This is a genomic window from Aeromicrobium erythreum (assembly GCF_001509405.1).
In the GTDB taxonomy this organism is placed as follows: Bacteria; Actinomycetota; Actinomycetes; order Propionibacteriales; family Nocardioidaceae; genus Aeromicrobium; species Aeromicrobium erythreum.
The window spans coordinates 651,436-669,927 of sequence record NZ_CP011502.1 but is presented as its reverse complement, the minus strand read 5'-3'; the positions used below and the strand labels follow the sequence as shown (position 1 = coordinate 669,927).

Genomic DNA, 18,492 nt, shown 5'->3' with positions numbered 1-18,492 from the left:
GTCGGGACCGCGAGGTACGAGCAGGTCCCGACGTATCGAGACCACCTTGCAGCCGACTACGCATGCCACTCACGAGTAGCTCCTGCGCTGGTCGGGGCTCGGGACCGTGCCGCCCTTGTACTCCACGGGGATGCCGCCGAGGGGATAGTCCTTGCGCTGGGGGTGGCCCTGCCAGTCGTCGGGCATGAGGATGCGGGTGAGGGCCGGGTGGCCGTCGAAGACGATGCCGAACATGTCGTAGGCCTCCCGCTCCTGCCAGTCGGCGGTGGGATAGACGGCGACGACGCTCGGCACGTGCGGGTCGGCGTCGGGGCACGTGGTCTCGACGCGGATGCGGCGCCGGTGCGTCATGGAGAGCAGGTGGAGCACGACGTGCAGCTCGCGGCCGGTCTCGTGCGGGAAGTGCACGGCGGAAAGGCTGCTGCACAGCTCGTAGCGCAGCGCCGCGTCGTCGCGCAGGTGCCGGACGACGTCGAGCAGCGTCTCACGGCGGACGACGAAGGTGATCTCGCCGCGGTCCACCACGACGCGCTCGATGGCGTCGGTGCCGTCGGCGAGCTCGGCGAGGCGGTCGTGCACGTCGTCGAACCACCCGGGTCCGTCGCCGGGGCCGAAGGGCGGCTGGGAGGCGGGCGGCATCGCGACGGGGCGGGTGATGCCGCCGTAGCCGCTCGTGTCGCCGGTGCCGCGCACGCCGAACATGCCTTGGCGCACGTCGACGACCTCGAAGGTCTCGGTGCCTGCGGGGACGACGGGCGCGCCGCCGTCGGGGACGGGGTCGTGCGAGCGGTCCTGCGTGGTGGTGTGGTCGTCGACGGTGCGGGTCTTGTCGTCTGCCATCAGCGCATCAGGCCCTTCAGGGCCGACGTCGGCGCGGCGTCGAGGGCGGCGGCCTCGTCGGCGCGGATCTCCTCGAGTCGGTGCGCGCCGAGCTTGGTGTGCTGGATCTTGTCGTGCAGCTTGAGGATGGCGTCGATGAGCATCTCGGGGCGGGGCGGGCAGCCGGGGAGGTACATGTCGACGGGGACGACGTGGTCGACGCCCTGCACGATCGCGTAGTTGTTGAACATGCCGCCGGAGCTGGCGCAGACGCCCATGGCGAGCACGTACTTGGGCTCGGCCATCTGGTCGTAGATCTGGCGCAGGACGGGTGCCATCTTGTTGCTCACGCGGCCGGCGACGATCATCAGGTCGGCCTGGCGGGGGCTGGGGCGGAAGACCTCCATGCCGAACCGCGAGGAGTCGAACCGGGGGGCGCCGAACGTCATCATCTCGATGGCGCAGCAGGCCAGCCCGAACGTGGCGGGCCAGAACGACGCCTTGCGCATGTAGCCGGCGAGGCCCTCGACCGTCGAGAGCAGGACGCCGCTGGGCAGCTTCTCCTCGAGACCCATCAGGTCCACTCCATTCCACCGCGGCGCCACTCGTAGGCGTACGCGATCGTGACGTTGACGAGGAAGAGCAGGATCGCGAAGACGGCGAACCAGCTCATCTGGTCGAAGGCGACGGCGAAGGGGTAGAGGAAGACGATCTCGATGTCGAAGACGATGAACATCATCGCGGTGAAGAAGTACTTGACGCTGACCTTGCCGCCGCCGTCGGGGAGCGGGCTGGGCTCGATGCCGGACTCGTAGCGGTCGAGCTTGGCGCGGTTGTACCGCTTCGGCCCGGTGAGCGGCGCGATCGCGATGCTGAACACGGCGAACCCGGCCGCGAGGGCGCCCAGGACGAGGACCGGTGTGTACTCGTTCACCGTCACCTCCAGCATGTGTGGGCGTGGGGTCTTCCCGAGGTCGTGACCTTGTGAACTACTTCACAACGTGACCTGCGCCTCACTCTACGCCCGCCGAGGGGCGTGTGTAACTGAGGTCACACTAAGTCGAGGTGCGGAGTCCGGTGAGGTGGTGTTTGCGCAGGTCAGACGTGGTGTGGCTCGCCCGTGACGACGTGGTCGGCGTGTCCGAGAGCCTCGAGGAGGAGGCGACGCAGGTGTCCGCCGACGAGCGTGTACCGCACGCGGCGGCCCTCGCGGTGCGCCTCGACGAGTCCGGCCAGTCGCAGCTTCGCCAGGTGCTGGCTCACCGACGTCCGGCTCGCGCCGACCGTGTCGGCGAGCGTGGTGACGTCGGCGTCCTGACGGGCCAGCACCCACAGCAGGTGCAGGCGGGTGCGGTCGGAGAGCAGGCCGAACACCTCCGACGCCTCGGCCAGGCGCTCGGGCGTCGGCTCGACGTCGTGCCGCAGGCTGGGCGCAGGCTCGATCGCCCGCCCGCCCCTGCCGCCGTCGCTCACGTCGTCATTGTGTCGCAGCCAGGGTCGCGCAGGGGTCGGCGCGCCGGTCGCCCCGGTCAGGCGTGTCCCCCGTGCGCGTTTGCGTGGGGCCCCACGCAAACGTGCACTCACGCCGCATGTCTGCGGTGGGCGGAGCCTGTTTGCGTGGGGCCCCACGCAAACAGGCGGGAGCGGGAGGGGTGGGGGCGCAGCGCCCCGACGAGGGCGACGGCGGCGAGCCCACCCAGGACGGCGAGGGCCAGCCGTGGCGACGTCTGCACGGCCACGAGCCCGGCGAGCGGGTAGGTGAGCAGGTAGCAGGCGTGCGACCAGGCGAAGTGTCCGGCGAACAGGAGCGTCAGGCGTCGACCCTCGCCCTGCGCGCGCAGCACCTGCCCCGACGGCGTGAGGACGAGCGACGACCCCAGGCCAAGGACGGCCCACGTCGCGACGAGCCCAGCACCCCCGTCGCCCACTGCCGCGGCGACGAGCAGCGCGAGGGCCACGACGCCCCCACCCCAGCACATCGGGGTCCACGGCTCCCCCGTCCAACGCGAGACGAGCACCGCACCGACCACCGAGCCGGCCCCGAACACGGCGAGCACGACACCGACCTCGGACTCGCCCCAGCCGACGTCGGCCACCAGCGTCGCCGTGAGGACGAGGGCCGACGCGTAGGCGCAGGCCGCGACGAGGTCGAGCAGGAGCAGCCGGCGCAGGTCGGCCACCCGCACGAACGTCACGAACCCGCCGCTGCGCTCCTCCCGACCTCCGGCCGGCGTCGCGGCGGCGGGCGGTCGTGCGGCCAGCACCCAGACCAGCGAGCCGACGAAGCCGACGGCGGACAGCAGGAACAGCGAGCGGGCGTCGACCAGCACGAGCGCCAGCGCCGCGACGGCGGGACTCACCACCGCCTCGGCGTCGTAGGCGACCCGCGACAGCGACAGCGCCTGCCGGTAGTCGTCCTCCTCCGACAGCACCCGCGGCAGGAGGGCCTGGTAGGCAGGCGTGAACCCGGCCGACGCCGCCTGCAGCACCAGGACGAGCACGTAGACCTGCCAGGTGGCGTCCACGAGCGGCAGCGACGCCGCGACCGCGACGCGCACGACGTCGGCCCCGACGAGCACGCGCACCGGCGCCCACCCGGCGGTCAGCCGCGCGATCCAGGGCGACAGCGCGACGTAGGCGACGATCTTGACCGTCATCGCCGTCGCCAGCACCCCGGCCGCCTGCGGTCCCGCGAGGTCGGCGGCGAGCAGGGCGAGCGCGACGGTCAGCACGCCCGTGCCGAGCAGCCCGCTCAGCTGGGCGGCGAAGAGCCGGGCGTAGCGCGGGTGGCGGCGCAGCGTCGTGAGCACAGTTCATTGTGTGCACATCCGCGCACATGTGCAAGCGATAGGCGCCGTGCGTCGTGGACGGGGCGTCGCCGGCTGCGGTCGGTCTCGGCCTGCTGGTGCGCTGCCTCGGCTCGCGCTGGGGGTGGCCTCCGAGAAGGCCTCGACCGGCTGGCTGGGAGCGGCGTCTGGTCGGGTTCTCGGGGTGCGGGCTGGGTGGGCGGTAGGTGACGCGCGTGTCCCTGGGCTCGGAGGTAGGTGACGCGTGGAATGAGAGGCTCTTACCGCGCGTCACCTACCTCCGCCTCCGCAGGAAGCGCGCGCCACCTACCGCCCCCACGCCGCACCCGGCCGCAGCCCGGGGCCCCCGAGCATCGCGCCATCGGCCCGGTCGAGGCCTCTCGAAGACCACACCCAGCGCGGGCCGAGGCAGCGCACCGGCGGGTCGAGGACCGTCACAGGCGGCGCACCAACAGGCCGGGACGGACCGCGACCGGCGCATCGCCCGACGGGACCACCGCAGGCGACGCACCAGCAGGTCCGGACGGACGAACGTCAGGGGCGGAAGGAGTGGTGCAGCGCCACGATGCCGCCCGAGAGGTTGTGCCACTCCACGCGACCCCAGCCCGCCTCGACCATGCGCAGGGCAAGGCCCTTCTGGTCGGGCCAGGCGCGGATCGACTCCGCCAGGTAGACGTACGACTCCGGGTTCGACGACGTCCGACGCGCGATCGACGGCAGCGCCCGCATCAGGTAGTTCGAGTAGACCGCCGCGAACGGCTCCCACGTGGGCGTGGAGAACTCGCACACGACGATCCGACCGCCCGGCCGGGTCACGCGTCGCAGCTCGCGCAGACCCTGCAGCGGGTCGTGGATGTTGCGCAGGCCGAAGGAGATCGTCACCGCGTCGAAGGAGGCGTCGGCGAACGGCAGGCGCATGCCGTCACCGGCGACGAACGGCAGGTGCGCGAACCGGCGGCGGCCCTCCTGCAGCATGCCGAGGGAGAAGTCGCAGGGCACGACCGTGGCGCCCGCCTCGCGGAACGGTTCGCTGGAGGTCCCGGTGCCGGCGGCGAGGTCGAGGATGCGCTCGCCCGGCTTCGGGGCCACGAGGTCGACGACCTTGCGACGCCACCGGCGGTCCTGACCGAGGGACAGCACGTCGTTCGTCACGTCGTAGCGCTGGGCGACGGTGTCGAACATGCGCGCGACGTCGCGGGGCTCCTTGTCCAGTCCGGCTCGGCTCACCCCGCAAGCGTCCCACGAGTAGGCTCGATCGGGTGACGAGCCCTCCCCCCGTGGCCGCTGCGGCGAGCCCCCTGCCGTCGCCGCTCGTCGCCCGCACCGTCGAGGTCGACGACCCCGGACCGCTGCTCGCGCTGCTGCACCGCGACACCGACGCGGTCGCCTGGGTGCACCACGGCGACGGTCTGGTCGGCTGGGGTCGCGCGGCGTCGCTGTCCGTCGACGGACCCGACCGGTTCGACCGCGCGCACCGCTGGTGGCGCGAGGTCACGCGGCACAGCGTCACGCGCGACGAGGTGCACGTGCCCGGCAGCGGACTCGTGGCATTCGGCAGCTTCGCGTTCGCCGACGACGGCCGCGGCAGCAGCCTCGTCGTGCCCGAGGTGGTCGTGGGCCGCCGCGACGGACGCAGCTGGGTCACGGTCGTCGGCACGTCGATCTCCTCCCCGCCGTCGCTCACGCCCACCGACCCGCCGCAGCACCCGCACGGCGTGGAGCTCGTCGACGGGTCGGTCGACAGCGACGCCTGGCAGGACGTGGTGGCCGAGGCGGTGCGCCGCATCTCCGCCGGCCAGCTCGACAAGGTCGTGCTCGCCCGCGACCTGGTCGCCGAGCTCGACACGCCGCTCGACGTCCGCTCGCCGCTGCGCCGGCTGGCCCGCGACTACCCCGGATGCTGGACGTTCCACGTCGACGGCTTCTTCGGGTCCACGCCGGAGATGCTGGTGCGTCTCGAGCGCGGGCTGGTGACGTCGCGCGTCCTGGCCGGCACGATCCGCCGCACGGGCGACGACACCCGCGACCTCGCGCTCGCCGCGTCACTGGCCCGCTCGAGCAAGGACCTCGAGGAGCACGAGTACGCCGTCCGGTCGGTCGCCGAGGCGCTGGCACCGCACTGCTCGAGCACGAACGTGCCCGACGCGCCGTTCGTGCTGCACCTGCCCAACGTGATGCACCTGGCCACCGACGTGACGGCCGTGCTGCGGGGCGACGCGAGCGCGCTGAACCTCGTGGCCGCCCTGCACCCGTCGGCGGCGGTCGGCGGGACGCCCACCGACGCGGCCGTCGCGCTCATCGCCGAGATCGAGGGTCTCGACCGCGGACGCTACGCGGGTCCGGTCGGCTGGATCGGGGCCGAGGGCGACGGCGAGTGGGGCATCGGCCTGCGGTCGGCGCAGCTGGAGGACGAGGGCCGCCGCGTGCGCCTGTTCGCGGGCTGCGGCATCGTCGCCGACTCGGTGCCGGCCGACGAGCTGGCCGAGAGCCAGGCCAAGCTCGTCCCCGTGCGCGACGCCCTGGCCTGAACCTCTCCCGTTTCGGACACCTCCGGGGCGCTCTCGTGCCGAGAACGCCCCGGAAGCGTCCACCACTCAGGGCTTGAGCGTCTTCTTGCCGCCGTGCAGCAGCGTGACGATGAGGTTCAGACCCTTCTCGTCCTTCACGGTCCGCTTGAACGACGTGAGGTTCAGCGGCGGTGCGTAGCGCTGCCGGGTGATGGCCTTGGCGTACGTGAACTCCTTCAGGCCGTCGGGACCGTGGATGCGGCCGAAGCCCGACTCCCCGACACCGCCGAACGGCAGGCCGGGCACGCCGGCGAAGGTGATGATGCCGTTGACCGACGTCATGCCCGAGCGGATGCGTCGGGCGATCTCCACGCCATGGCGCTTGGAGAACACGGCGCCGGCGAGCCCGTACTTGCCGGCGTTCGTGAGTCGGACGGCCTCGTCCATGTCGCGCACCGGGTTGATCGCGAGCGTCGGGCCGAAGGTCTCCTCGGTGATCGCCGTCGACGTCTCGGGCACGTGGGTGAGGATCGTCGGCTGCACGAACCGCTCCCCGACCGCGTCGGCACCACCGACGACGGCCGTGGCGCCCCGGTCGAGCGCGTCCTGGACGTGACCGCGGATGACGTCGACCTGCGACGGCATGGTGATCGGCCCGATCTTGGCGCCCGCGTCGGTCCCGGCGCGCAGCCCCTTGGCCTGCTCGGTGATCTCGGCGACGAACGCGTCGAAGACCTTCTCGTGCACGTAGACGCGCTCGGTGCCGATGCACGTCTGGCCCGCGTTGGACATGCCGCCCCACAGCGCGGCCTCGGCGGCCTTGGCGATGTTGGCGTCCTCGTCGACGATGAGCGAGTCCTTGCCGCCCGCCTCGATGACGACGGGGGTGAGCCGCTCGGCGCACGCCGCCATGACCTTCTTGCCGGTGGCCGTGGAGCCGGTGAACGCCAGCTTGTCGACACCGGAGGTGCACAGCGCGGCACCCGTGGCACCCAGGCCCGTGATCGCCTGCAGCACCGGGATGCCGCCGACGACCTCGGCGAACGTCTCGGCGAGCCACACGCCGACACCCGGCGTGTACTCGCTCGGCTTGAACACCACGGTGTTGCCGGCCGCCAGCGCGTAGGCGATCGAGCCCATCGGGGTGAAGACCGGGTAGTTCCACGGGCCGATGACGCCCACGACGCCGAGCGGCTTGTACTCCACCGTCGACTTCTGGTTGGCCATGACGAGGCCGGAGGCCACGCGCTGCGGGCCGAGCACCTTCTTGGCGTGCTTGGCGGCCCACGCGACGTGGTCGATGGCGAGCGCGATCTCGAGCTGGGCGTCGGGGATCGGCTTGCCGGTCTCGCGGTGCGACAGCTCCGACAGCTGCGCGATCCGGCGCGTGATGACGCTGCGCCACGTGAGCAGGTGCTCCGCGCGCTCGTCGAACGTGAGGTTGCCCCACCAGGCGGCGGCGTCGCGGGCCCGCTCGACCGCGAGGGCGACGTCCTCCGGACCCGCGACGGGGTGCACGCCGACGAGGTCCCCGGTGGCCGGGTCGAGCGACTCGAAGGTCTCGACGCCGTCGGCCGGGACCGAGGCGGAGGTGGGCGGCGGGGACGGGTGGCGGTCGAACGTCGAGGTCATCGGGACTCCTTCAGCAGGTCGGCGGCCTTCTCGCCGACCATGATCGTGGGGGCGTTGGTGTTGCCACGCGGGACCGCGGGCATGACGGACGCGTCGGCGACGCGCAAACCCTCGACGCCGCGCACGCGCAGCTGCGGGTCGACGACGCTCTCGTCGCCGGTGCCCATCGCACAGGTGGCCACGGGGTGGTAGAGCGTCTGGCAGAGCCGGTTGATCGAGGCGTACACCTGGTCGTCGGTCGGGTCGAGCGACGCGGGCTCCCACGGCGCCTTCACGTACCGGGCCAGGGGACCGTCCTTGAGGATCTCGCAGGCGCGGCGGATGCCGGCGGCGAGCGCCTCGAGGTCGGCGCGGTCGTCGAGGTAGCCGGCCTCGATCTCCGGCTTCCAGCTCGGGTCGGCCGACCGCAGCCGCACGTGGCCGCGGCTCTGCACGCGCACCAGGGTCGCGGCGAGGGTGAGGGCCGGCTGCGTGGGCTCGTGCAGTCCGTTGTCCCAGAAGCCGGTGGGCGCGAAGTGGAACTGCAGGTCGGGCAGGTCGAGGTCGTCGCGCGAGGTGAAGAACGCGCCGGCCTCGGCGACGTTCGACGTGAGCGGTCCCCGACCCAGCTTCTGGGCCTTCAGCAGCTGCGGCAGGTTGAGCGACGCGGCGATGTCGGTCGTGCCCTGGGTGTGCGCGAGGACGCCGGAGACCGGGTGGTCCTGCAGGTTCTGCCCGACGCCGGGCAGGTCGACCTGCACGTCGATGCCGTGGTCCTTCAGGTGGGCGGTGGGGCCGATGCCCGACACCATGAGGAGCTGGGGGCTGTTGATGGCGCCGCCCGCGAGGACGACCTCGGCGTTCACGCGCACCGTCTCGGTGAACGCGCCCCGCCGGTAGGTGACGCCGACGGCGCGCTTGGCGCCCTTCGCGCCCTCGAGGTCGATCGACGTCACGAACGCCTCGGTGCGCAGCACCAGGTTCGGGCGCGACAGGGCCGGACGGATGTACGCGTCGGCGACCGACCAGCGTCGACCCTTGCGGCAGGTGACCTGGTAGAGCCCAGCGCCCTCCTGCTCCGCGCCGTTGAAGTCGTCGGTGCGCTTCATGCCGTTCGCGACGGCCGACTCGACGAACGCGTGGCTCAGCTCGTGGTCGTGGCGGCGGTCCTCGACGTGCAGGGGGCCGTCGTTGCCGTGGAAGGAGTTGCGCAGGCGCTGGTTGCCCTCCGACCGCACGAAGTAGGGCAGCACGTCGTCGTAGCCCCAGCCGTCCGCGCCGTAGGCGTCGCGCCACTCGTCGTAGTCGGCGTGGTTGCCGCGGATGTAGATCATCGCGTTCATCGAGGTGCAGCCGCCGAGCGCCTTCATGCGCGGCCAGTCGGCGCGACGGTTGCCGAGGTGCTTCTGCGGCGTGGTCTGGTAGCCCCAGTCCCACGACGTCTTGAACAGCGTCGAGAACCCGGCCGGCAGGTGGATCATGTCGTCGTCGTCCATCGGCCCGGCCTCGAGGAGCAGGACGCGGACGTCGGGGTCCTCCGTGAGTCGCGCGGCGACCACGCCGCCGCCGCTGCCCGACCCGATCACCACGTAGTCGAAGGTCTCGATCCCCATGCCCGTCCTCTCGTCGGCGCGCACGTGACGCACACCACTCACCGTACCGCCGGCATGGTTGCTGCCACCAGGACTGTCACGGTTTCTCGACTGCTGGACGGGATCAATCGACGCAACGCCGTCGGCGCTCAGTCGTCGGCGAGCGCAGCCGCCGTCGCGGAGCGCAGGGCGGCGTCGAGGGCGCGCCGGTCGTCACGTCGCAGGACCACCTCGACCACCTCCAGCCCACCGGTCGGCAAGGCGAGCGCGGCCGCCAGCCCGGCGGGCTCCACGCGTCGGTGCGCCACGCGGTAGCCGGCGCAGAGGGCCCCCAGGTCGGCGCCGGTGGGTGTCGCGAACACGCGCTCGAACGCGTCGGCGTGCTCGGGCCCGCCCTGCTCGAGCGTGGAGAAGATGGCACCGCCGTCGTCGTTGACCACGACGACCGTGAGGTCGGGCCGCGGCTCGTCGGGCCCGATCAACATGCCGTTGCTGCCGTGCAGGAAGGTCAGGTCGCCCATCAGCGCCAGGGCCCAGCTGGAGTCGCGGGCAAGGGCCGCGCCGACCGCCGTCGACACCGTGCCGTCGATGCCGGCGAGGCCGCGGTTGGCCACGACGTAGCGACGCTCGCCCACCGTCCAGGGCCGCGCGACGACGTCGAGGTCGCGGATCGGCTGAGACGCGCCCACGACGAGCAGGCCGTCGGGCGGGAGCGCCTCGGCGACGGTGCGCGCGACGGCCAGGCCGCTGTCGGGGTGGTCCGCGAGCAGGGCGTCGACGGCGCGCTGCACGCGGGCGTCGGCGTCCGTCCACTCCTGCAGCCAGGCGGGGTCGTCGACGCTGCCGGCCGCGACGTCGTCGACGAACGTGACGCGGGGGCCGGCCGGCACGGGGAAGGTCGCCTGCGTGCCCACGTGCACGACGTCGACGTCGGCGCGCGCCAGCAGCCGCGTGACCGGACGGCTCAGCGTCGGGTGGCCGAACGACACCACCCGCTCGACCCGTCCGGCCAGGGGCTCGTGACCGAGGAGCAGGCGGTAGGTCGACAGCGCGCCGCCCGTGCGGGAGCCCGACGTCGGCTCGGCGAGCAGCGGCCAGCCCGCCTCGCGGGCGAGCACCCGGGCGCGGGCGCCGGAGTCGTCGCCGGCGAGGACGACGGTGCGGGGGCCCAGGTCGAGGGTCGTCAGGACACCGGGCTCGCGCCAGGAGCCGACCCGGCCGAGCATCAGGGCGTCGGGGTCGCGGTCGAGCGACCAGTCGACCGACTCGACCAACGGCTCGTCGAGCTCGAGGTTCAGGTGGCCTGGCGCGTCGGGCCGGGCGACGCCGAGCAGACCCTTCACGCGGTCCGTGTACGCGACCCCCGGAAAGATGCCCGGCTGCACCGTGGTCTGGTTGGCGCCCGTGCCCCGCAGCCTCGCCGGACGGTCGGCGGTCACGGCCAGCACCCCGACGCCGGCGTGCAGCGCCTCGAGCATCGCCGGATGCAGGTTCGCCACCGCAGTGCCGGAGGTGGTCACCACGGGCACCACGCGGTGCGACGTCCTCGCGAGGCCGAGGGCGAGGAAGCCTGCCTCGCGCTCGTCTACCCGCACGTGCAGGCGGATGCGTCCCGCCTGCTCGGCTGCGTGGAACGCGAGTGCCAGGGGCGCCGACCTCGAGCCGGGCGCCAGGACGACGTCGGTGACGTGGTGGCCGAGCAGGGCGTGCAACAACCTGCGCGCCACGCCGATCGACCGTTGCTCGCTCATCGCGCGACCGCCGCGCGGCGCAGGGCGTCGACACGCTCGAACCTGGCACGCCAGGCGGCGTCGGTCGCGGCGTCGGCGGCGACGTCGGCCAGCGCCGCCTCCTCGACGTCGACCGTGCGCACGGGGAGCCAGCCGTCGACAGGATCCAGCGGGCTGCTCGTGACGTCGCCGCCGAGCAGCGACGTGGTGCCGAGGCCGCACGCGTACGGCAGCTCAGGCAGCGCCGCCGCGAGCGCGACGCCCGCGGCCAGGCCCACCGACGACTCGACGGCGCTCGAGACGACGACGGGCAGGCCGATCTCCTCGGCCACGCGCAGGCACGCGCGCACCCCGCCCAGCGGCTGCACCTTGAGCACGGCGACGTCGGCGGCCTCCAGGTCGCGGACACGGTAGGGGTCGGCGGCGCGGCGGATCGACTCGTCGGCGGCCACGGGCACGTCGACCCTGCGGCGGACCAGCGCGAGCTCCTCCACCGAGGCGCACGGCTGCTCGACGTACTCGAGCGTGCCGACGGCATCCAGGGCCTTCACGGCCGCGACCGCGTCGTCGACGGACCACCCGCCGTTGGCGTCGACCCGCACCCGACCCCCGCTGCCCAGGACGTCGCGGACCGCCTCGACGCGTGCGACGTCGTCGGCGAGCGTCTGGCCCCGCTCGGCCACCTTGACCTTGGCGGTCGAGGCACCCGACGTCCGCACGATCTGCGCGGCCTGCTCGGGTCCCACGGCGGGCACGGTCGCGTTCACGGGCACGCGGTCGCGGACGGGCTCGGGCCAGCCGTCGTGGGCGGCCTCGAGCGCGGCCCGCAGCCACGGCACGCACTCCTCGTCGTCGTAGTCGAGGAACGGGCTGAACTCGCCCCAGCCGGCGGCGCCGCGCATCAGCAGGCCCTCGCGTCGGTGGATGCCACGGAACCGGACGGGCATCCCGATCGCGAACGTGTGCACCTGCCGAGGGTAGCGGCGCGGCAGCGTCGGGGCCCGCGGGTGAGGTCGCGCACAACCACCCCGAGCCGCACTGCGACGTCAGGTGCGCCGTGCAACGGTGGACACATGTCGACCATCGCCATCGTCGGGGGCCACGGCCAGATCGCCCTCCACCTCATCGAGCAGCTCCGCGCACGCGACCACGACGTCGTCGCGCTCATCCGCAACGACGCGCACACGAGCGACGTCGAGCAGCGGGGGGCCACGGCGCGCCGGCTCGACATCGAGCAGCAGGACGCCGACGCGTTCGCGTCCGTGTTCGACGGCTGCGACGCGGTCGTCTTCGCCGCCGGCGGCGGACCCGACGGCAACATCGGCCGCAAGCGCGCCGTCGACCTCGAGGGCTCGCTGAAGTCGATCGAGGGCGCAAGGATCGCGGGCGTCCGACGCTTCGTGCAGGTCTCCGCGATCGGCGTCGACCTGCCGCTGCCCGAGGACACCGACGACGTGTGGCGCGCCTACGTCGAGGCCAAGCGCGACGCCGACGTCGCGCTGCGCGAGAGCGGCCTGGACTGGACGATCATCCGCCCGGGCCGGCTGACCGACGACCCCGCGCGGGGCAGCGTGACGCTCGGCGACTCCGTGGCTCGCGGCGAGGTCCCGCGCGCCGACGTCGCCGCCGTGATCGCCGAGGTCCTCCACACCGGCGCCGGCATCGGCCGCCAGTGGGACCTCGTGACCGGCGAGACGCCCCTCGACGAGGCCGTCGCCTCCGCCTGACCCCCTCCCCGGACGCCGCGCGGTGCGCGTTTACGTGGGGCCCCACCTAAACCAGCTCCCCCCACCGCAACCATCCGGGCAATCTGCGCGTTTACGTGGGGGCCCCACCTAAACCAGCTCCCCCCACCGCAACCATCCGGGCAATCTGCGCGTTTACGTGGGGCCCCACCTAAACCAGCTCCCCCCACCGCAACCATGCGCCGGATCCGCGCGTTTGCGTGGGGCCCCACGTAATCGGGTCAGAAGAGGCGGCGGACGGCGAGGCGGTCGACCTTGCCGTTCGGGAGGAGGGGGACGGTGTCGACGAGGGTGACGTCGCGCGGCGCCCAGCGGCGCGGCAGTCCCTGCTCCTCGAGCGCGTCGCGCAGACGGTCGGCGGCCACCGCGTCGAGGCAGGTGGCGTCGGCCGGGACCACCACGGCCACCACCCGCGTGCCCCACTCGTCGTCGGGCACGCCCGCGACGGCCGCGTCGTTCACCTCCGGCAGCGCGCGCAGCGCCCGCTCGACCGCGGGCAGCGGCACGTTCACGCCGCCGCTCACGACGACGTCGTCGGCCCGACCGACGACGCTGAGCACGCCCGCGGCGTCGACGCTGCCGAGGTCGGCGGTGTCGAACCACTCGTCGGTGCGCGCGACGTCGCCGTAGCCGTCGAACAGCACCGGTCCCGCCAGCTGCACCCGACCCACGCCGTCACGTGCGTCGGCCACCCGCACGCGGACGCCGTCGAGCGGGACGCCGTCGTACACGCACCCTCCGCTCGTCTCGCTCATCCCGTAGGTGCGCACGACCCGCACACCCGCCGACGTCGCCTGCTCGCGCAGCGTCGGGTCGAGCGCGGCACCGCCCACCAGCACCGCGTCGAGCGCCGCGAGCACGTCGAGCCGGCCCGCCGACGCCAGGCGGTGCAGCTGGGTGGGCACGAGGGACGCGTAGGTGCGGGGCGCGTCGAGCTCGCGCAGCGCGTCGACGAGGTCGTCGTGGTCGTCGAGGAGCACCGGCTCCTGCTCCGCGAGGAGGGAGCGCACCAGCACCTGCAGGCCACCCACGCCGGTCACGGGCAGCGCCAGCAGCCACTGGCCGGGCCCGCCGAGACGTGCGTGCGTGGCGTGCGCCGACGCCAGCACCGCGTCCCGCGACAGGCGCACGTCCTTCGGCTCGCCCGTGCTGCCCGACGTCCGCACGACGAGCGGCTCGACGTCGTCGCCGGCCACCCACGGACGCAGCAGGTCGAGCACGTCGCGCGCCGAGCCCGACACCGGGCGCAGCGACGCCGCCGCGGTCAGGAGCCCGGCTCCCACTCCTCGGACTCCGGCTCCTCCTCAAGCGGGTCGCGCACCGGACGCGACTGGTAGAGCGCCGCGGCACCCGTCACGAGGGCCCCGAACCCGGCGGCGAGCGGCAGCCAGCCGCCGTCGGACGTCACCGCGAGCCACACGAAGATGCCCGTCAGCAGCACGAGGACGAACGGGAACGGCGGCTGCGTCATCCCCCCACCCTAGGCGCTGGCACACTGTCCGCTGAACCCTAGGAGCATCGTGAACGACCGCAGCAGCGCGACCCTCTCGCAGTGGGTCGAGGGGGCCCGTCCCCGCACCCTTCCCGCCGCCGTCGCCCCCGTGCTGGCCGGCACCGGCGTGGCGGCGTACGTGGCCGACGTGGTCTGGGGCAAGGCGCTGCTCGCCCTCGGCGTGTCCCTCGCGCTGCAGATCGGCGTGAACTACGCCAACGACTACTCCGACGGCATCCGCGGCACCGACGACGACCGCGTCGGTCCGCTGCGGCTGGTCGGGTCGGGGCTGGCCCGGCCCTCGGCGGTCAAGGCCGCCGCGCTCGGCTTCCTCGGCCTCGGCGCGCTGCTGGGCCTGGCCCTCGCGGCCACGACGACGTGGTGGCTGCTGCTCGTCGGCGTCGCCGCCCTCGGCGCGGCCTGGACCTACACGGGCGGCCCGAACCCCTACGGCTACCGTGCGCTCGGCGAGGTGAGCGTCTTCCTGTTCTTCGGGCTGGTCGCCGTCCTCGGCACGGTCTACGTGCAGGTCGAGGGGCTGCCGTGGGAGGCCTGGGCGGCAGCCGTCGGCGTCGGCGCGCTCGCCTGCGCGATCCTCGTCGCCAACAACCTGCGCGACATCCCCACCGACGTCGAGGCGGGCAAGCGGACGCTCGCCGTCGTGCTCGGCGACGCCCGCTCGCGCCAGTTCTACGCGGCACTCGTCGGGCTCAGCGCCGCGCTCGCCGTCGCGCTGGCCGTCGGCGCCACTCCCTGGGCCCTGCTCGCCCTGCCCGGCCTGCTGCCCGCCGTCCCCGCACTGCGGGCCGTGCTCTCCGGCGCCGGCGGACCGGCGCTCGTCCCCGTCCTCAAGGCCACCGGCGTCGCCGAGCTGCTCTGGTCGGCCGGCCTCGCCCTCGGGCTCGTCCTCGGCCGATGACCTCCGACCGGGGCAGGCTCGTGGTGGGCGTCGTCTCCGACACCCACGCCCCCAGGTTCTGGAAGGGCATGCCCGAGCGGGTGGCCGAGGAGCTGCGCGACGTCGACCTCGTCCTGCACGCGGGCGACGTCTGCCGGCCGTCCGTGCTCGACGAGCTCGCGACCCTCGCGCCGGTGCACGTCGTGCTGGGCAACAACGACGGGCCCGACGTCGCCGCGTGGGGCGCGCCGGAGACCCTCGAGCTCGACCTCGCCGGCGTGCGGGTCGCGATGATCCACGACGCCGGCCAGAAGCAGGGTCGCGTCCGGCGGATGCGGCGACGCTTCCCCGAGGCCGACGTCGTCGTGTTCGGGCACTCGCACATCCCGTGGGACGAGACCGACGAGGCCGGGCCCCGCATCCTCAACCCCGGCTCGCCGACCGACAAGCGACGTCAGCCGCACGGCACCGTCGGCCGACTGGTGCTCGCCGACGGGGCCGTCGAGTCGTGGACGCTGGTCGAGGTCAGCTGACCGTGCTCACACGACGTCCGGCAGCAGCCCGGTCGCGTCGTACTCGGCCAGCCGCTGCGTCCACGGCGCGAGGTCGATGCCGCGCTGGGCCAGCCACGCGTCGTCGTAGTAGCTGCTGAGGTAGCGCTCCCCCGCGTCGCACAGCAGGGTGACGATGCTCCCGCTCTCCCCCGCGGCCCGCATGCGTGTCGCGACGGTCAGTGACGCCCACACGTTCGTGCCGGTCGAGCCACCCACCAGACGGCCCAGCCGGTCGCTCGTCCAGCGCATGGTCGCGATCGACGCGGCGTCGGGCACGCGCAGCATGTCGTCGATGACACCGCCGACGAACGACGGCTCGACCCGCGGCCGACCGATGCCCTCGATCCGCGACGACACCCCGGTGACGACGTCGGACGTGTCCTGCTCCCAGCCGTCGAGGAACGCCGAGTTCTCGGGGTCGGCGACGAGCAGCGACGTGGGGTGGCGGCGGTAGCGCAGGTAGCGGCCGATGGTCGCGGACGTGCCGCCCGTGCCGGCGCTGACGACCACCCAGGCGGGCACCGGGTGCCGCTCGGCCGACATCTGCTCGAAGATCGACTCCGCGATGTTGTTGTTGCCACGCCAGTCGGTCGCCCGCTCGGCGTACGTGAACTGGTCCATGTAGTGGCCGTCGCACTCCTCGGCCACCCGGCGCGCCTCGTCGTACACGTCGGCCGCGTTCTCGACGAAGTGGCAGCGTCCGCCGTACCACTCGATGAGCGCGACCTTCTCCGCGCTGGTCGCGGCCGGCATGACGGCGACGAACGGGAGACCGACGAGGCGGGCGAAGTAGGCCTCGCTGACGGCCGTCGACCCGCTCGAGGCCTCCACCACCGTGGAGCCCGGGCCGATCCACCCGTTGCACAGGGCGTGCAGGAACAGCGACCGCGCGAGCCGGTGCTTGAGGCTGCCGGTGGGGTGCACCGACTCGTCCTTCAGGTAGAGGTCGACGTCGGGGGTGGCGACGGGCAGCGCGTGCAGGTGGGTGTCGGCGCTGCGGTTGGCGTCGGCCTCGACGCGGCGGATCGCCTCGTCGATCCAGGCGCGGACCTCAGTCGACGTCTTCGGCACTGCGGGACTCCTCGATGCGCGACGTCATGCGCTCGGCGCGTTCCTGCAGCTGGAGCGCGACCTGCTCGCGCATGCCGGCGAGCAGGAAGATCGAGATGACGGAGGAGATGATCATGGCGGCGAGCAGCACGAGCAGGTTGGTGAGCTCGTCGAACTCCAGGAAGGTGCGCCCGATGCCCCACAGCAGCAGGTAGGTGACGGCCAGGACGCTGAGCCGCGCGAGCGTGTACCTCCAGAACGCCTTCATGCGTCGAGCCTAGTCGGAGCCGAGAAGCCCCTCGTCGGCACCCGTTGCAGGCCTGCGACGGTCGTCGCCGCGGCGGCGACGGTCGGGCGGCGCGGGTTGAGGGCCGCAGGTACGGTGGCGCCATGGGGAAGGCACTGATCGCGATCGTCGCCGTCGTGCTGCTCGTGTACGCCTTCTTCGACCTCCTGGCCACACCGCGCCAGCAGGTCCGCGGGCTGCCGAAGCCCGCGTGGTTCGTCGTCATCCTGCTGCCGTTCGTCGGCCCCCTCGCGTGGATGTTCCTCGGCACGCAGTCGCGCAAGGGTCGCCCCCCGCGCGACTCCGGCTACGGCTGGCCCGGCGGCCGTCCCCCCACCCGCGGCCCCGACGACGACCCCGACTACCTCCGCGGCCTCTAGCGCCAGCCAGCAACTTTTGGACAGTTGCGGGGCGCTCAGGCGGCGCTCCGACCCCCTGAAGTGTCCAGAACGGCGGGGCGGGTGAACCACCTGAGCCACTGGACGCTCGTGACCGGACGAGGGCCCGTGTACCCGCGAGCGACGAGGGCGGCGTGGACGCGCCACGGCACCTGCCTCGGCTCGGCGAGGTCCGCCGCAGCCACGACGATGATGCGGTAGCCCAGCGCCTCGAGCGCCTCACGACGTCGCCGGTCGCGTGCCCACTGCGCGCGGTCGGTCTCGTGGTGGCGCCCGTCGTACTCGACCACGACCTTCCACCGCGGGTACAGCAGGTCGACGCGAGCGACGAACCGACCGCGCTCGTCGAGGACGTCGATGTTCACCTGCGGCTCCGGCAGACGTGCGAACACCAGCATGAGCCGTAGCAGCGTCTCCATCGGCGACTCCGACCCCTCTCGCACCATGGTCATGGCCCGGCGCGTCCGCGTCACGCCGTGCAGGTGCTGCGCGTGGCAGAACGACTCGAGCCCCTCGCGCGTGCACGACGTCGCACGCAGGAGGTGCTCGGCCACCTGGACGAGCGTCACCAACCCGAGACGGGTGCCGCAGTCGACGAAGGTGCGCTCCGGCCGGGTGACGGGGATCCCCGCCACGGTCGTGCTGGGGATCGCGTGCAGACGACGGTGGAGCACGACCCCCGGCAGCCTCGACCGGAGCGCGGTCCGAGTGGAGAGCTCCACGTCGTCACCGCCGGTGTCGTAGCCCCACACCCTCAGGGCGGTCAGGTGACTGACGACGCAGTCGGCCGGCAGCACGAGCAGCGCCGCGACGATCCTGACCCGCCAGGTGAGCAGGACGTCGGACCGCACGTAGACGCCGCGGTGCAGGCGTCGGAACCGTGACCCTCTCAGGACGTCGCGGCTGACACCACGGGCCTGCGCCTCGCGCAGCGTGAACGGTCGATCGCGTGGAAGATCCATGCCCCGACGCTGGCCCCGCCCGCCCGTCCGAGCAACCTACC

At 73.2% G+C, this 18,492-nt stretch carries 20 protein-coding genes; 5 read left to right on the top strand and 15 right to left on the bottom strand.

Translation table 11 applies throughout. The features are described 5' to 3' along the window. Window positions 1–69 precede the first annotated feature (69 nt). The 6 genes from Aeryth_RS03270 to Aeryth_RS03245 all read right to left on the bottom strand — a co-directional run bounded on the left by Aeryth_RS03270 (window position 70) and on the right by Aeryth_RS03245 (window position 4,853). The gene (locus Aeryth_RS03270) at window positions 70–840 is read right to left on the bottom strand and encodes an NADH-quinone oxidoreductase subunit C (RefSeq protein ID WP_067854603.1); all 771 of its coding nucleotides are present in this window, start codon (window positions 838–840) and stop codon (window positions 70–72) included. After that, window positions 840–1,394, bottom strand: coding sequence for a NuoB/complex I 20 kDa subunit family protein (locus Aeryth_RS03265; protein ID WP_067854600.1), 555 nt, complete (start codon window positions 1,392–1,394; stop codon window positions 840–842). Before Aeryth_RS03265 ends, Aeryth_RS03270 begins: the two co-directional genes overlap by 1 nt. Then, window positions 1,394–1,753, bottom strand: coding sequence for an NADH-quinone oxidoreductase subunit A (locus Aeryth_RS03260; protein WP_067861288.1), 360 nt, complete (start codon window positions 1,751–1,753; stop codon window positions 1,394–1,396). The genes Aeryth_RS03265 and Aeryth_RS03260 overlap by 1 nt, the downstream gene beginning before the upstream one ends. Before the next feature lie 164 nt (window positions 1,754–1,917). Further along, the gene (locus Aeryth_RS17585) at window positions 1,918–2,292 is read right to left on the bottom strand and encodes an ArsR/SmtB family transcription factor (protein WP_236749807.1); all 375 of its coding nucleotides are present in this window, start codon (window positions 2,290–2,292) and stop codon (window positions 1,918–1,920) included. Between the two features lie 107 nt (window positions 2,293–2,399). Further along, window positions 2,400–3,629, bottom strand: coding sequence for an MFS transporter (locus tag Aeryth_RS03250; protein WP_067854598.1), 1,230 nt, complete (start codon window positions 3,627–3,629; stop codon window positions 2,400–2,402). 531 nt (window positions 3,630–4,160) lie between these two features. Next, window positions 4,161–4,853 (bottom strand): demethylmenaquinone methyltransferase, encoded by a 693-nt coding sequence (locus tag Aeryth_RS03245; RefSeq protein WP_067854595.1) that lies wholly within the window; start codon window positions 4,851–4,853, stop codon window positions 4,161–4,163. A 32-nt stretch (window positions 4,854–4,885) separates the two neighbouring features. On the opposite strand from Aeryth_RS03245, the gene Aeryth_RS03240 reads away from it, so the two are divergent. After that, a complete protein-coding gene (locus tag Aeryth_RS03240) occupies window positions 4,886–6,154 on the top strand; it encodes an isochorismate synthase (protein WP_067854592.1) in 1,269 nt (422 codons plus the stop codon). Between the two features lie 66 nt (window positions 6,155–6,220). Here Aeryth_RS03240 and Aeryth_RS03235 read toward each other — a convergent pair whose 3' ends face one another. The 4 genes from Aeryth_RS03235 to Aeryth_RS03220 form a co-directional block, all read right to left on the bottom strand. Then, complete coding sequence (locus tag Aeryth_RS03235; RefSeq protein WP_067854590.1) at window positions 6,221–7,765, bottom strand: aldehyde dehydrogenase family protein; 1,545 nt, start codon at window positions 7,763–7,765, stop codon at window positions 6,221–6,223. Further along, entirely contained in the window at window positions 7,762–9,390 is a 1,629-nt protein-coding gene (locus tag Aeryth_RS03230; RefSeq protein ID WP_236749806.1) for a GMC family oxidoreductase, read from the bottom strand. Before Aeryth_RS03230 ends, Aeryth_RS03235 begins: the two co-directional genes overlap by 4 nt. Before the next feature lie 95 nt (window positions 9,391–9,485). Further along, a complete protein-coding gene (gene menD / locus Aeryth_RS03225) occupies window positions 9,486–11,087 on the bottom strand; it encodes a 2-succinyl-5-enolpyruvyl-6-hydroxy-3-cyclohexene-1-carboxylate synthase (RefSeq protein ID WP_067854584.1) in 1,602 nt (533 codons plus the stop codon). Further along, window positions 11,084–12,013 carry an o-succinylbenzoate synthase gene (locus Aeryth_RS03220; protein WP_067861284.1) on the bottom strand — a complete coding sequence of 310 codons (930 nt, stop codon included), beginning with the start codon at window positions 12,011–12,013 and terminating at the stop codon, window positions 11,084–11,086. Before Aeryth_RS03220 ends, menD begins: the two co-directional genes overlap by 4 nt. 126 nt (window positions 12,014–12,139) lie before the next feature. Between Aeryth_RS03220 and Aeryth_RS03215 the strand changes: the two genes are divergently transcribed. Beyond that, window positions 12,140–12,793: an SDR family oxidoreductase gene (locus Aeryth_RS03215; RefSeq protein WP_067854582.1), complete on the top strand. Its 654-nt coding sequence runs from the start codon at window positions 12,140–12,142 to the stop codon at window positions 12,791–12,793. A 239-nt stretch (window positions 12,794–13,032) separates the two neighbouring features. Here Aeryth_RS03215 and Aeryth_RS03210 read toward each other — a convergent pair whose 3' ends face one another. Beyond that, window positions 13,033–14,094 carry an AMP-binding protein gene (locus Aeryth_RS03210; protein WP_236749805.1) on the bottom strand — a complete coding sequence of 354 codons (1,062 nt, stop codon included), beginning with the start codon at window positions 14,092–14,094 and terminating at the stop codon, window positions 13,033–13,035. Further along, window positions 14,076–14,282, bottom strand: coding sequence for a hypothetical protein (locus Aeryth_RS03205; RefSeq protein ID WP_067854579.1), 207 nt, complete (start codon window positions 14,280–14,282; stop codon window positions 14,076–14,078). Before Aeryth_RS03205 ends, Aeryth_RS03210 begins: the two co-directional genes overlap by 19 nt. Before the next feature lie 49 nt (window positions 14,283–14,331). On the opposite strand from Aeryth_RS03205, the gene Aeryth_RS03200 reads away from it, so the two are divergent. Together Aeryth_RS03200 and Aeryth_RS03195 are read left to right on the top strand one after the other, a co-directional pair. Beyond that, window positions 14,332–15,222 (top strand): 1,4-dihydroxy-2-naphthoate polyprenyltransferase, encoded by an 891-nt coding sequence (locus Aeryth_RS03200; RefSeq protein WP_067854576.1) that lies wholly within the window; start codon window positions 14,332–14,334, stop codon window positions 15,220–15,222. Continuing rightward, window positions 15,219–15,734, top strand: coding sequence for a metallophosphoesterase family protein (locus tag Aeryth_RS03195; protein WP_067854574.1), 516 nt, complete (start codon window positions 15,219–15,221; stop codon window positions 15,732–15,734). The genes Aeryth_RS03200 and Aeryth_RS03195 overlap by 4 nt, the downstream gene beginning before the upstream one ends. A 6-nt stretch (window positions 15,735–15,740) precedes the next feature. On the opposite strand, the gene cds1 is transcribed toward Aeryth_RS03195, so the two are convergent. Further along, window positions 15,741–16,826 carry an L-cysteine desulfhydrase Cds1 gene (gene cds1, locus Aeryth_RS03190; protein ID WP_067854571.1) on the bottom strand — a complete coding sequence of 362 codons (1,086 nt, stop codon included), beginning with the start codon at window positions 16,824–16,826 and terminating at the stop codon, window positions 15,741–15,743. Further along, a complete protein-coding gene (locus Aeryth_RS03185; protein ID WP_067854568.1) occupies window positions 16,807–17,073 on the bottom strand; it encodes a DUF4229 domain-containing protein in 267 nt (88 codons plus the stop codon). Before Aeryth_RS03185 ends, cds1 begins: the two co-directional genes overlap by 20 nt. 122 nt (window positions 17,074–17,195) lie before the next feature. On the opposite strand from Aeryth_RS03185, the gene Aeryth_RS03180 reads away from it, so the two are divergent. After that, a complete protein-coding gene (locus Aeryth_RS03180; protein WP_067854565.1) occupies window positions 17,196–17,471 on the top strand; it encodes a PLD nuclease N-terminal domain-containing protein in 276 nt (91 codons plus the stop codon). Window positions 17,472–17,506: 35 nt separating this feature from the next. Here Aeryth_RS03180 and Aeryth_RS03175 read toward each other — a convergent pair whose 3' ends face one another. After that, the gene (locus Aeryth_RS03175) at window positions 17,507–18,451 is read right to left on the bottom strand and encodes a DUF559 domain-containing protein (RefSeq protein ID WP_067854562.1); all 945 of its coding nucleotides are present in this window, start codon (window positions 18,449–18,451) and stop codon (window positions 17,507–17,509) included. Between the last annotated feature and the right edge of the window lie 41 nt (window positions 18,452–18,492).